Below are 11,567 nucleotides of genomic sequence, written 5' to 3' on the forward strand. Positions count from 1 at the left end.
GAAATGCAATCAAATGTGGGAGCGGGCTTGCTCGCGAAGAGGCCGGCCGATTCAACACAACGCTCAACCCGGCGTCAGGCACTCCGGTCCATTCAGCTTCGGATCGTTGACCATATTGGCCAGCACCCGCTCGCGCAACGCGGTGGGTTCACTGGCCAACAAGGCCTGCAAGGTGTGCAGCGGGGTCTCGGGGTTCAGCCAGGCTGCCTGCCCCGCCGCATCCAGAATCAACGGTCGGCGCTGACTCTGCGCCGCCTGGGTCACCACTGCCGTACTCAGCCACACCTGCTCCTGCACCGGATACGCCTCCCAGATCGCCGCAAAGAACAGCGTGCTGCCCTCCCCCGGCGTCAGCCAGTACGGGCGCTTGCGCTGGGTGCCGCGCCATTCGTAGAAACCATTGGCCGGCAGCAGGCAGCGGCGCTGGCGAAACGCTTCGCGAAACATCGGCTGTTCGGCAAGGGTTTCCGCCCGGGCATGGGCCGGTGTACGAGAGAGATCGGTCAGCCAGGGCGGCGTCAGGCCCCAGCGCGCCCGCGCCAGGGTGTGCTGGCCGTCACTCAGGCGCTGGATCAGCACCGAGTCATTGGGAGAGATGTTCCACTGGGCCTGCTGGTCGGCCGGGAAGCCCGGCAAGGCAGCAAACGCGGGGTTCCAGCGAAACAGGGCATAACGTCCACACATGGGGCAACACGACTCTTGGAGAAACTGGCCGACAGCCTAACAGACCAGCACGTCGGGAAAGCTGTCGGGTTCATCACCGGGCAGTGGTTGCGCACCGTTGTAGGCGGTGATCAGCTCGCGGGCGTAGGCGGCCTGGTCGTTCTCCACCGCCAGCGCCAGCAGGCCATAGATCGGCAGTTCGCCGGTACCCCCGAGCAAATCGCGCCCCACCAGGTGCGCGGTGATGCCCTCGCTTTCGAGCATGCCTTGCAGCAGCTCGCCTTCCATCAGGTTTTCCGGCTCGTAGATTCGCTGCATGGGCGTACCTTTATTCGTTCTCGCTGCGCACGTTGAGCATCCATTCGTCGTCATGAACCTGCAGCTCGAAAACAATGGGCCGGCAGCACACCGGGCAGTCCTCAATATATTCCTGATCGCCCGCCGACAGGTCCAGTAGCGCCGTGACTACCTCTCCACAATAAGGACATTCGTACGACTCCTCTTCCATCGCGGTCTCCAAGGTGACTTGTGCGTATAATCGCCGGTCTATTTACAGGGCTATTTTTCGTCCCGGCCAATTGCCCGGACCACGCCCTGATATTTATTGTTCCAAACCTTTACTTACCCTAGCCGTTTCTAACAAGAGAGCATGATGGGCGAATTCGATACCATCCGACCTTACAACGACAGCGAAGTCCCGGCAGTGCTGGCCCGACTGTTCAGTGACAAGGCCTTTCTGGACATCCTGACCCACTTTCGCTTCCCGCGCTTTGCCGGCGCCTTCGGCTGGCTGCTCAAGCCGATGATCGCTCATAAACTGCGCCGTGAGTTCGCCGGCGTCACCACCGTGGCCACGCTGCAGGACAAAGTCGAGTTTTACGTCGACCACACCATCGAGCGGGCAACCGACGGCGTGACCTATACCGGCGTGGAGCAGTTCAAGTCCGGCAGCGCCTACCTGTTCCTGGCCAACCACCGCGACATCGTGATGGACCCGGCCTTCGTCAACTACGCCGTGTACCACGCCGGCCTGCCGACGCCGCGCATCGCCATCGGCGACAACCTGCTGCAGAAGCCGTTTGTCAGCGACCTGATGCGCCTGAACAAGAGTTTCATCGTGCACCGCTCGATCACCGGGCGCAAAGAGAAGATGGCGGCCTATCAGTTGCTGTCGGCCTACATCAACCATTCGATTCGCAACGACTGCCAGTCGATCTGGATCGCCCAGGCCGAAGGCCGCGCCAAGGATGGGGATGATCGCACCGAGTCGGCGATCCTCAAGATGTTCCACATGAGCCGCAAGGACGAGCCGTTCGCCGAAGTCATCCAGTCACTGAACCTGACGCCGGTGTCCATCAGCTACGAATACGACCCGTGCGACGCAGCCAAGGCCCGCGAGCTGTACATCCGCGCCACCACCGGCACCTACAGCAAGGCGCCGGGGGAAGATGACGTGAGCATTGCCCTGGGCATCACCGGCTACAAGGGCCGGGTACACGTCAACTTCGCGCCGCCGATCACCGAGGCGTTCGAAGACACCAAGCTGTTGGCGATCGAAATGGACCGGCAGATCCTGGGTGGGTACCGGTTGTTCCCGGTGCATTACCTGGCGTACGCCCAATGGAGCGATGCCGATCCGCAATTGCAGGTACCGACCGCAGCCGAGGTATTCCCGGCGGACGAGTTGGCCAAGGCAAAGGCAGAGTGGGAGCGGCGCTTGAATGCGTGCCCGGCCGAGCATCGGCCGTATCTGGTATTGCAATACGCGACGCCGGTGAGGAATCAGTACCGGGTCAAGGCCGGGATTGCCCTGTAACCCGGTACCAGCAACAGCGCAAACCCAATGTGGGAGCGGGCTTGCTCGCGAAGGCGGTGGATCAGCCAATCATGTATTGACTGACACCGCGCTTTCGCGAGCAAGCCCGCTCCCACAGTTGTTTTTAGGGTGTTCCTACAATCGGGTACTAAGAAAGGACACCAGCAACGCCAGCCCCAGACAGGCAAACCCCAACCGGTAGAACAGGCGATAGGTACGCTGCGTCAACACGTCCAGATACAGCATCGGCTGATCAATGGCACGCAGTTCGCTTTGCGCGGCAAGGCGGGCCATCGCGCGCTGTTCATGCAGGCGCGTGACAAACAGCAGCCATGCCGCCGGGCAGGCCAGTAACAGGGCAAGGGAATTGAGCAGTAGTGCGGTCAGCGACATCGCAAACCTCGATGTATCAGTGTCTTGGTATCAATCCAGATACAAACCTGAATGATATGCGCCGCCTGCGCGTCATTACTCCTTCCCCATTGACGGCTAATGTATCCAGTAATTTACAGCGTCACCTGAACGTCACCTTAACAAGCCACTCTGTTGCCCTTCGAAAGCCCGGGAGCTTGTCATGTTGCACGCGCAGAACCAGGATCGGCTGTATCTGATTGCCCCAAGCGATGAGCAAGAGGCCCTGGTGGGCGGCCTCGCGTTCAATGTGCAGGACCGCCACTGGCTGGTGTATTGCGCCCTCGGCGGGCATCAACATGCCGACCTGCCGGAGCTGGACTTGCTCACTGGCGTGAGTGTGCTGGACTTTTATGTCGAAACGGCTGCATGAAAACGGCAGGCGTAAAAAAACCGGGCTCAGTGATGAGCCCGGTTTTTTGATCGTTCCCACGCGCCGCAAAGGAATGCCGACTGGGGCGCTCCGCGCCCGCCTGACGGTTACTGCGAGCTGAGCAGCGAACCGATGCTCGGGTCCTTGAACAGGCGCGTCAGGGCATCGCTCAACACGTCGCTGACCAGCTTGGTGTTGGTTTCCTGGTTCGGCGCCATGCCGAAGCGCTGGTCCAGGGATGCGCCGTAACGGCCGCTGTAGCGACGGGTACCGGCAGTCACGTCGGACTTGAAGGTCGCGCCGATGGTGGCTTCAGTCACGTACAGGCCTTCCTTGGGCGACTGATACTTCAGCTCGGCCAGGGTGATGGTCAGTTGTGGCGCACCTGGCGAGTTGGAAGGGGTGAAGCCCAACAGGCGCACGGCCGCTTCGGCCTGGGCTTGCAGCTTGGGCAGCACGTCCGCACCGGTCACCGTAATGGCGCTGGTTTCCGGGTACAGGCCGCCACGGGTGCCGAGGGTCGGCGACGGACGACCGTCAACCACACGCACCGACACCGGCTGGCCATGGCCGACAGGCGCCAGCTGGGTGGTGATTTTCGGTTGCGGGCTGAGTTGTTGCGGGCTGTGGGCGCAGCCAACCAGGGTCAAACTGGTCACAGTGATCAAACCGAACAACAGGCGTTGCAACATACTCATTTCTCCAGGACTAGATGCAAACAGGGCGCCAGTATAACGGTGAGCGCTCGCCACTCACCAGAATTCCTGAACGGCGCCTGAACTGTCGGCGAAATTACAATTTTCACACAGAACCGTCACCTCAATGTCATGCCAGACTGCCAACCTTCGCAGCATGTAACGAACCGGGTACACAGCCATGCGCCTTCTCAAATCTTTGTTCTTTTCCCACGCCAGCCATCGCCACTTTGCCCTGCTCGACGCCCAAGGCTGCTGCCAGGCTTTCAAGCAGTGCAGCCTGCCGCCCGTCGGTGAAGGCTGGGTCGAAGTCGAAGAGACCCGCCTGAGCTGGATGCACCGCCCGCTGCCCGCCAGCGCGCGCGTCAGCCCCCGGGTTTCGCAGCCACAGGCACGGCACGCGTTGGCCTCCTGACCAGACTGCTAATAAAAGTCATTAAACACGTCCATTTGCGCGCATTTCTTCGCTACAATCTCCCCCCGATTATAAGGACGTCTCCTGATCGGGCCTCGCAGCATCGCTAATGCACTTGTATTAGCTCCCCCGCACCGCCCACAGAGAGCCGCCCACACAGATCGTGTGAAGCTGGCGAGCTTGCTGTTTTCTCTGCAAACCATCGTCTTTACCCGAATCTGCCAGAGCTGCCATGCGCTCGGCCACTTGAGTTGTTTGCCCGTTTTGCCGCTTGCCGGCAGTGATTTCGGGCCAGGTGCCAGGCTGGGGCAGCCCTTTTTTGAGGTTCACGTCTTCAAAAGAGCGTGAAAAAAACGGGTTTTCACAACTTCACAAGAGTGTGGCGAGCAAATGAATAGTTTTGCGTTTGTACAAGCACCATCAGCGTCTGGAACAGCCCCACCACACAGGACCGAGCACTCCTCAAGAACCGGAGCTTGAAGCCTGTCCGCTACGGATTTGGTTGCACGATCGGACGAGCTTGACCATAAGTCGAATTGCCACAGGCGCCCTTAAATGCGTTCATACGCAGATCAGGCCCGGTCGGCAGCGTCCGCTTGCGATAAATTGCGAAGAATCGGACATGGCGATCCTGGCCATGGGTAACCTGGGGCATCACGTGAACCGCCCCGTCACTCCTGGCAGCCATGCCGTCAATTTGGTGCTGCAGATTTTGGAGACGCGTTAAATGGCGCATAACGAAGCAGTCGACGTAGTACTGGTAGGTGCGGGCATCATGAGTGCCACCCTCGCCGTACTGCTCAAAGAGCTCGACCCCGGCCTCAAGCTGGAAGTCGTTGAGCTGATGGATTCGGGTGCCGCGGAAAGTTCCAACCCGTGGAACAACGCCGGTACCGGCCACGCCGGGCTGTGTGAGCTGAACTACACACCGCAGGCCGCCGACGGCTCCATCGACATCAAGAAAGCCGTGCACATCAACACCCAATTCGAGGTGTCGAAGCAGTTCTGGGCCTACCTGACCAAGAAAGGCACCTTTGGCTCGTCCAAATCCTTTATCAGCCCCGTGCCGCACCTGAGCTTCGTACAGGGCGATAAAGGCGTGTCGTTCCTCAAGAAGCGCTTTGAAACCCTCAGCCAGCACCACGCGTTCTCGGACATGCACTACACCGAAGACCGCAGCGAGATGGCCGAGTGGATGCCGCTGATGATGCCCGGCCGCCCACTGGACGAAAAAATCGCCGCCACCCGCGTGATGAACGGCACCGACGTCAACTTCGGCGCCCTGACCAACCAGTTGCTCTCGCACCTGACCAGCGCCCCGGATGCCCAGGTCAAGTACAGCAAGCGCGTCACCGGCCTCAAGCGCAACGGCGCCGGCTGGACAGTGAGCATCAAGGACGTCAACAGCGGCAATTCCCGTGATGTGGACGCCAAGTTCGTGTTCCTCGGCGCCGGTGGCGCGGCCCTGCCGCTGTTGCAAGCCTCGGGCATCGAGGAAAGCAAGGGCTTCGGCGGCTTCCCGGTCAGCGGCCAGTGGCTGCGTTGCGACAACCCGGAAGTGGTCAAGCACCACCAGGCCAAGGTCTACAGCCAGGCAGCCGTGGGTTCGCCACCGATGTCGGTGCCGCACCTCGACACCCGCGTGGTGGATGGCAAGAAGTCCCTGCTGTTCGGGCCATACGCCGGTTTCACCACCAAGTTCCTCAAACACGGCTCGTTCCTTGACCTGCCCATGTCGATTCGTGCCGGCAACATCGGCCCGATGCTGGCCGTGGCCCGGGACAACATGGACCTGACCAAGTACCTGGTCAGCGAGGTGCGCCAGTCCATGGAGCAGCGCCTGGAATCCCTGCGTCGCTTCTACCCTGAAGCGAAAGCCGAAGACTGGCGCCTGGAAGTGGCCGGCCAACGGGTGCAGATCATCAAGAAAGACCCGAAGAAAGGCGGCGTGCTGCAATTCGGTACCGAACTGGTTGCGGCCAAGGACGGTTCGCTGGCCGCCCTGCTGGGCGCGTCCCCAGGTGCTTCGGTGACCGTGTCGATCATGCTGGAACTGATCGAACGCTGCTTCCCGACGAAAGCGGCCGGTGAGTGGGCCGCCAAGCTGCACGAGATCTTCCCGGCTCGGGAAAAGGTCCTGGAGACCGATGCCGAGCTGTATCGCAAGATCAACACGCAGAACAACATCAGCCTGGAACTGGTTGAGCAGAGCAGCGAGACCGAAAGCTACGCTTGAGCGTCGTGACGCAGAGCGTCAGTTGATGCATTCCCACGCAGAGCGTGGGAACGAAAAACGCCCCGAACGGGGCGTTTTTTTTCGTCCGCAACAATCAGCCGCGGGCTTGTTCGATCAGCTCGATGTACTCGGCGGCGTTGCGCTGGTCCTTGATCACTTCAACGAAGGTCAGGCCATGCTCGTCCTTGCCATCGAGGTCCAGGCCGGCTTCCTTGAAGAAAACCAGGAAGCGTTCGAAGTCGTCGATACGCAGGCCGCGGTAGGCCTTGATCAGTTTGTGCAGGGACGGCGAAGTGGCGTCTACCGGCTCGAAATCCAGGAACAGCTTGATTTGCTCGTCGCCGATTTCATCACCAATCACCTGTTTCTTATCTTTACGCATTACCGACTCCAGCCTGCAGACATTTACACGGGAAAAGCAGTTTACCTGCGGCACAGCGGCTTCGAAAGCTACGCGAACCAATGTGGGAGCTGGCTTGCCTGCGATAGCGGTGCATCAGTAACAGATGGGCCAACGGACCCACCGCTATCGCAGGCAAGCCAGCTCCCACATTGAATGTATTTACACCGCCGAATGCGCGTTGGCTGGATTATTTGGCGCGCACCGCCCCGGTGTGCAAATCGGCCCAGATATGGCCGTTGGCGTAAGTGAGGAATTGCACATAGACCGTGTCATTGCGCAACAAGTCGACGATCACCCGATACTGGGTCACCGGATACGACAAGGTCAGGGTTTTGCTTTTGTCGTCGAACACCGGCTTTTTCAGGCTTTTGCTTTCAGCATCGAAATTGAGAACCACCTGGGCGATGGTCGCGCCTTTGTTCAGGGACTTGCCCTTGAGGCGGATCATCAACGGCGAGGTCACCGGGATCGGCTGCTGGGTGGATTGGCGCTGGTTACCCACCACCACCGAATACTCGGTGACTTGCAGCAATTGCTGCTGGTCCGGGGTTTCAGCGCGCAGGGTCAGGTCGTCGGGCGGCAGGAATTGGCTGTGCAGCGGCGCCGGAGCAGCCGCCAGGGGCAAACTGAGGGTCAGCGCCAGGGCGGCGCAGGTGCGAATCAACAGGCTCATGAACAGCTCCAGACGCAGGGGCCAAGCACGATAGCATGACAACCCTGCGCCTGAATCCCGCTTACATCCCTTTGACGGCGTAGATCCCATTGGCGTTGCGCCAGTAGCCTTTGTAGTCCATGCCGTAACCGAAGATGTAACGGTCAATGCACGGCAGGCCCACGTAATCGGCTTTCAGGTCCGGACGGGCCTTGCGGTCGTGGTCCTTGTCGATCAGCACGGCAGTGTGCACCTTGCGCGCGCCGGCGTGTTTGCAGAAGTCGATGATCGCGCCCAGGGTGTGACCTTCGTCGAGGATGTCGTCGATGATCAGCACGTCGCGGTCGATGAACGAGACTTCCGGCTTGGCTTTCCAGAACAGGTCGCCGCCACTGGTTTCATTGCGATAGCGAGTGGCGTGCAGGTAGGACGCTTCCAGCGGGAATTGCAGGTGGGTGAGCAATTTACCGGCGAAAATCAGGCCACCGTTCATCACGCAAAAGACCACCGGGTTGGTGTCGGCCATTTCACGGGAGATGTGCGCGCCGACCTTGGCGATGGCCTCTTCGACTTGCGCTTCGGTGTACAGGCAGTCAGCCTCGCGCATGATTTGACGGATATGCTCGAGATCAGCGGACATGGCGCTCTCCAAGGGGGTGCTGTGGCAAGAAAAGCGGGCAAAGGTACGCATGTGAGGCCCAACGTTCAAGCCTTAATGGACTAACGTACTAGATGTCTATAGGACAACACCCTCGGATAGATTAATCTAGGCCGGTTTTTTTGCCCGCCGCCGGAGCCTTTCCCCATGCCCATCCGTGAGATCCGCCATCCGCTGATCCGACATAAACTCGGCCTTATGCGCCGCGCCGACATTAGCACGAAGAACTTCCGTGAGCTTGCTCAGGAAGTCGGAGCGCTGCTCACCTACGAGGCGACCAAAGACCTGCCCCTGGAAAACTACGAGATCGCCGGTTGGTGTGGTCCCGTCCAGGTCGAGAAAATCGCCGGCAAGAAGATTACCGTGGTGCCGATCCTGCGTGCCGGTATCGGCATGCTCGAAGGCGTGCTCAGCCTGATCCCGGGTGCCAAGGTCAGCGCCGTAGGCGTGGCCCGCAACGAAGAGACGCTGCAGGCTCACACCTACCTGGAAAAACTGGTACCGGAAATCGACGAGCGCCTGGCGATGATCATCGACCCGATGCTCGCCACCGGCAGCTCCATGGTTGCCACCATCGACCTGCTGAAAAAAGCCGGTTGCAAGGACATCCGCGCCATGGTGCTGGTGGCCGCTCCCGAAGGCATCGCCGCCGTCGAGAAAGCCCACCCGGACGTGTTGATCTACACCGCATCCATCGATGAACGCCTGAATGAACATGGCTACATCATCCCGGGCCTGGGCGATGCCGGCGACAAGATCTTCGGTACCAAGCAGAAGGACGCGTGACCATGCAGGATGAGTTCAACGACCCGCTTTGGCGCCAGATCCTGTCTGGCGCACAGATGCTCTTCGTAGCATTTGGCGCGCTGGTGTTGATGCCGCTGATCACCGGTCTCGATCCAAACGTCGCCCTGTTTACCGCAGGCTTGGGCACCTTGTTGTTCCAGGTGGTTACCGGGCGCCAGGTACCGGTGTTCCTGGCGTCGAGCTTTGCGTTTATCACCCCGATCATTCTCGCCAAGGGCCAGTTCGGCCTCGCGGCGACCATGGGCGGCGTGATGGCGGCCGGCTTCGTTTACACCTTCCTGGGCCTGGCCGTGAAGATCAAGGGCACCGGTTTCATCGACCGGCTGCTGCCACCGGTGGTGATCGGGCCGGTGATCATTTCCATTGGCCTGGCCATGGCGCCGATTGCGGCCAATATGGCGATGGGCAAGGCCGGTGACGGCAGCGAGTTGATCCACTACCAGACCGCCATGCTGATCTCGATGCCGGCGCTGCTGACCACGTTGATCGTGGCGGTGTTCGGCAAAGGCATTTTCCGCCTGGTGCCGATCATCTCCGGCGTGCTGGTGGGTTTCGCCATGTCGTTCTACTTCGGCGTAGTCGACACCGCGAAGATCGCCGCCGCACCGTGGTTCGCCCTGCCCCACTTCACCGCGCCGGAATTCAACTGGCAGGCGATCCTGTTTATCGTCCCGGTGGCCCTGGCCCCGGCGATCGAACACATCGGTGGTGTGATTGCGGTGGGCAGCGTGACCGGTCGCGACTACCTGAAGAAGCCTGGCCTGCACCGCACCCTGCTGGGTGACGGGATCGCCACCACCGCTGCCGGCCTGTTCGGCGGCCCGCCCAACACGACCTACGCGGAAGTGACGGGCGCGGTGATGCTGACCAAGAACTACAACCCGAAGATCATGACCTGGGCGGCGGTGTTTGCCATCAGCCTGGCGTTTATCGGCAAGTTCGGCGCGCTGCTGCAAAGCATTCCAGTCCCGGTAATGGGCGGGATTCTGTGCCTGCTGTTCGGCTCGATTGCCGCAGTGGGGATGAACACCCTGATCCGCCACAAGATCGACCTTGGCGAAGCGCGCAACCTGGTGATTGTGTCGGTGACCCTGGTGTTCGGGATTGGCGGTGTGCTGGTAGGCACCGGCACTGGCCCGGATGACTTTGGCCTGAAGGGCATCGCCCTGTGTGCGGTGGTAGCGATTGCGTTGAATCTGCTGCTGCCGGGCAATGACGGCTGGAAGAACAGGAAGCCGGATGAGCCGCTGATCTAACTGCCAACGCAAAACCAATGTGGGAGCGGGCTTGCTCGCGAATGCAGTGTGTCATTCAGCACATCAGTGACTGAACCACCGCATTCGCGAGCAAGCCCGCTCCCACATTTTTTGAGTTTCAGTGTGGCTTACAGCTCACCCAACGCATCGATCAGCGCCTGGTTCTGCTCAGGCGTGCCAATACTGATCCGCAGGAACTGGGCAATCCGCTCCTGCTTGAAGTGCCGCACAATCACCCCCTGCTCCCGCACCTTGGCCGCCAGCCCGGCAGCGTCGTGCCCTGGATGCCGGGCAAAGATGAAGTTGGCCGCCGACGGCAGTACTTCAAACCCCTTGGCCTGCAGTTGCGCCACCAGCTTTTCACGGCTATCGATCACCAACTTGCAGGTGTTCCGGAAGTATTCGCGGTCTTCAAAAGCGGCGGCCGCGCCGACAATCGCCAGACGGTCCAGCGGGTAGGAGTTGAAGCTGTTCTTGACCCGCTCCAGCGCCTCGATCAGGTCCGGGTGGCCCACGGCCAGGCCCACCCGCAAACCGGCCAGGGAGCGCGACTTGGAGAGGGTCTGGGTCACCAGCAGGTTCGGGTAACGGTCCACCAGGCTGATGGCGGTCTCGCCGCCGAAGTCGATATAGGCTTCATCGACCACCACCACCGAGTCCGGGCTGGCCTTGAGGATTTGCTCCACGGCGTCCAGCGCCATCACGCAACCGGTCGGCGCGTTCGGGTTCGGGAAGATGATCCCGCCGTTGGGCCTGGCGTAGTCCGACACGCGGATCTGGAACTGTTCATCCAGCGGCACTGCGTCGAAGGCAATGCGGTACAGGCCGCAGTACACCGGGTAGAAGCTGTAGCTGATGTCCGGGAACAGCAGCGGCAGGTCGTGCTGGAACAAACCGTGGAAGATGTGCGCCAGGACTTCATCGGAGCCGTTGCCGAGGAACACCTTGCCCGCGTCGATCCCGTAGTACTTGGCCACCGCCTGCTTGAGCAGGTCGCTGTTGGGGTCCGGGTACAAACGCAGGTTGTCGTTCAGCTCGGCCTGCATGGCAGCCAGCGCCTTGGGCGATGGGCCGTAGGGGTTTTCATTGGTGTTGAGTTTTACCAGCTTGGTCAGCTTCGGTTGCTCACCGGGCACGTAAGGCACGAGATCCTTGACGAGCGGGCTCCAGAATTTGCTCATG

Annotated in this window: 15 protein-coding genes; 6 read left to right on the forward strand and 9 right to left on the reverse strand. The window is 60.6% G+C overall.

Translation table 11 applies throughout. From position 1 onward, the window contains the following. Window positions 1-63: 63 nt before the first annotated feature. Genes HX821_RS18750 through HX821_RS18760 form a run of 3 tightly spaced genes read right to left on the reverse strand, consistent with a single transcriptional unit; the run spans window position 64 to window position 1,171 of the window. Window positions 64-684 carry an SOS response-associated peptidase gene (locus tag HX821_RS18750; protein ID WP_003216163.1) on the reverse strand — a complete coding sequence of 207 codons (621 nt, stop codon included), beginning with the start codon at window positions 682-684 and terminating at the stop codon, window positions 64-66. A gap of 36 nt (window positions 685-720) precedes the next feature. After that, window positions 721-981: a putative signal transducing protein gene (locus HX821_RS18755; protein ID WP_017477710.1), complete on the reverse strand. Its 261-nt coding sequence runs from the start codon at window positions 979-981 to the stop codon at window positions 721-723. Window positions 982-991: 10 nt separating this feature from the next. Beyond that, the gene (locus HX821_RS18760) at window positions 992-1,171 is read right to left on the reverse strand and encodes a CPXCG motif-containing cysteine-rich protein (RefSeq protein ID WP_102369897.1); all 180 of its coding nucleotides are present in this window, start codon (window positions 1,169-1,171) and stop codon (window positions 992-994) included. Window positions 1,172-1,315: 144 nt separating this feature from the next. Between HX821_RS18760 and HX821_RS18765 the strand changes: the two genes are divergently transcribed. Beyond that, window positions 1,316-2,479: a 1-acyl-sn-glycerol-3-phosphate acyltransferase gene (locus tag HX821_RS18765; protein WP_029615884.1), complete on the forward strand. Its 1,164-nt coding sequence runs from the start codon at window positions 1,316-1,318 to the stop codon at window positions 2,477-2,479. 135 nt (window positions 2,480-2,614) lie between these two features. On the opposite strand, the gene HX821_RS18770 is transcribed toward HX821_RS18765, so the two are convergent. Continuing rightward, window positions 2,615-2,872 carry a hypothetical protein gene (locus HX821_RS18770; protein WP_003216159.1) on the reverse strand — a complete coding sequence of 86 codons (258 nt, stop codon included), beginning with the start codon at window positions 2,870-2,872 and terminating at the stop codon, window positions 2,615-2,617. Between the two features lie 181 nt (window positions 2,873-3,053). Here HX821_RS18770 and HX821_RS18775 point away from each other — a divergent pair, with 181 nt between their 5' ends. Next, window positions 3,054-3,263, forward strand: a complete 210-nt coding sequence (locus tag HX821_RS18775; protein ID WP_008434269.1) for a hypothetical protein — start codon at window positions 3,054-3,056, stop codon at window positions 3,261-3,263. A 107-nt stretch (window positions 3,264-3,370) separates the two neighbouring features. Here HX821_RS18775 and HX821_RS18780 read toward each other — a convergent pair whose 3' ends face one another. After that, window positions 3,371-3,955 (reverse strand): YajG family lipoprotein, encoded by a 585-nt coding sequence (locus tag HX821_RS18780; protein WP_003216157.1) that lies wholly within the window; start codon window positions 3,953-3,955, stop codon window positions 3,371-3,373. Between the two features lie 184 nt (window positions 3,956-4,139). Here HX821_RS18780 and HX821_RS18785 point away from each other — a divergent pair, with 184 nt between their 5' ends. Beyond that, window positions 4,140-4,373: a hypothetical protein gene (locus tag HX821_RS18785; RefSeq protein ID WP_003216156.1), complete on the forward strand. Its 234-nt coding sequence runs from the start codon at window positions 4,140-4,142 to the stop codon at window positions 4,371-4,373. A 727-nt stretch (window positions 4,374-5,100) separates the two neighbouring features. Further along, the gene (gene mqo / locus HX821_RS18790; RefSeq protein ID WP_008434276.1) at window positions 5,101-6,609 is read left to right on the forward strand and encodes a malate dehydrogenase (quinone); all 1,509 of its coding nucleotides are present in this window, start codon (window positions 5,101-5,103) and stop codon (window positions 6,607-6,609) included. Between the two features lie 94 nt (window positions 6,610-6,703). Here the strand turns inward: mqo and HX821_RS18795 are convergent, their stop codons facing one another. The 3 genes from HX821_RS18795 to HX821_RS18805 all read right to left on the reverse strand — a co-directional run bounded on the left by HX821_RS18795 (window position 6,704) and on the right by HX821_RS18805 (window position 8,304). Beyond that, window positions 6,704-6,991 carry a PA4642 family protein gene (locus HX821_RS18795; RefSeq protein ID WP_003216153.1) on the reverse strand — a complete coding sequence of 96 codons (288 nt, stop codon included), beginning with the start codon at window positions 6,989-6,991 and terminating at the stop codon, window positions 6,704-6,706. Window positions 6,992-7,199: 208 nt separating this feature from the next. Further along, entirely contained in the window at window positions 7,200-7,685 is a 486-nt protein-coding gene (locus HX821_RS18800) for a hypothetical protein (RefSeq protein ID WP_177020458.1), read from the reverse strand. Window positions 7,686-7,746: 61 nt separating this feature from the next. Beyond that, a complete protein-coding gene (locus HX821_RS18805; protein ID WP_003216150.1) occupies window positions 7,747-8,304 on the reverse strand; it encodes a hypoxanthine-guanine phosphoribosyltransferase in 558 nt (185 codons plus the stop codon). 165 nt (window positions 8,305-8,469) lie between these two features. Here HX821_RS18805 and upp point away from each other — a divergent pair, with 165 nt between their 5' ends. Continuing rightward, a complete protein-coding gene (upp, locus tag HX821_RS18810) occupies window positions 8,470-9,108 on the forward strand; it encodes a uracil phosphoribosyltransferase (protein WP_003216149.1) in 639 nt (212 codons plus the stop codon). A 2-nt stretch (window positions 9,109-9,110) separates the two neighbouring features. Next, window positions 9,111-10,385 carry a uracil-xanthine permease family protein gene (locus HX821_RS18815; protein ID WP_087692860.1) on the forward strand — a complete coding sequence of 425 codons (1,275 nt, stop codon included), beginning with the start codon at window positions 9,111-9,113 and terminating at the stop codon, window positions 10,383-10,385. A 128-nt stretch (window positions 10,386-10,513) separates the two neighbouring features. Here HX821_RS18815 and hisC read toward each other — a convergent pair whose 3' ends face one another. Further along, window positions 10,514-11,566 carry a histidinol-phosphate transaminase gene (gene hisC, locus HX821_RS18820; protein ID WP_003216145.1) on the reverse strand — a complete coding sequence of 351 codons (1,053 nt, stop codon included), beginning with the start codon at window positions 11,564-11,566 and terminating at the stop codon, window positions 10,514-10,516. Between the last annotated feature and the right edge of the window lies 1 nt (window position 11,567).

The sequence above is a fragment of the Pseudomonas sp. B6001 genome, assembly GCF_013386015.1.
Lineage (GTDB): Bacteria > Pseudomonadota > Gammaproteobacteria > Pseudomonadales > Pseudomonadaceae > Aquipseudomonas.

Excerpts from the sequence above, each read along its gene's own strand:
- HX821_RS18765 (WP_029615884.1), top strand. The coding sequence starts at position 1,316 with ATGGGCGAATTCGATACCATCCGACCTTACAACGACAGCGAAGTCCCG.
- mqo (WP_008434276.1), top strand. The coding sequence starts at position 5,101 with ATGGCGCATAACGAAGCAGTCGACGTAGTACTGGTAGGTGCGGGCATC.
- upp (WP_003216149.1), top strand. The coding sequence starts at position 8,470 with ATGCCCATCCGTGAGATCCGCCATCCGCTGATCCGACATAAACTCGGC.
- HX821_RS18760 (WP_102369897.1), bottom strand. The coding sequence starts at position 1,171 with ATGGAAGAGGAGTCGTACGAATGTCCTTATTGTGGAGAGGTAGTCACG.
- HX821_RS18805 (WP_003216150.1), bottom strand. The coding sequence starts at position 8,304 with ATGTCCGCTGATCTCGAGCATATCCGTCAAATCATGCGCGAGGCTGAC.
- HX821_RS18750 (WP_003216163.1), bottom strand. The coding sequence starts at position 684 with ATGTGTGGACGTTATGCCCTGTTTCGCTGGAACCCCGCGTTTGCTGCC.
- HX821_RS18785 (WP_003216156.1), top strand. The coding sequence starts at position 4,140 with ATGCGCCTTCTCAAATCTTTGTTCTTTTCCCACGCCAGCCATCGCCAC.
- hisC (WP_003216145.1), bottom strand. The coding sequence starts at position 11,566 with ATGAGCAAATTCTGGAGCCCGCTCGTCAAGGATCTCGTGCCTTACGTG.
- HX821_RS18755 (WP_017477710.1), bottom strand. The coding sequence starts at position 981 with ATGCAGCGAATCTACGAGCCGGAAAACCTGATGGAAGGCGAGCTGCTG.
- HX821_RS18775 (WP_008434269.1), top strand. The coding sequence starts at position 3,054 with ATGTTGCACGCGCAGAACCAGGATCGGCTGTATCTGATTGCCCCAAGC.
- HX821_RS18780 (WP_003216157.1), bottom strand. The coding sequence starts at position 3,955 with ATGTTGCAACGCCTGTTGTTCGGTTTGATCACTGTGACCAGTTTGACC.
- HX821_RS18800 (WP_177020458.1), bottom strand. The coding sequence starts at position 7,685 with ATGAGCCTGTTGATTCGCACCTGCGCCGCCCTGGCGCTGACCCTCAGT.
- HX821_RS18815 (WP_087692860.1), top strand. The coding sequence starts at position 9,111 with ATGCAGGATGAGTTCAACGACCCGCTTTGGCGCCAGATCCTGTCTGGC.
- HX821_RS18770 (WP_003216159.1), bottom strand. The coding sequence starts at position 2,872 with ATGTCGCTGACCGCACTACTGCTCAATTCCCTTGCCCTGTTACTGGCC.
- HX821_RS18795 (WP_003216153.1), bottom strand. The coding sequence starts at position 6,991 with ATGCGTAAAGATAAGAAACAGGTGATTGGTGATGAAATCGGCGACGAG.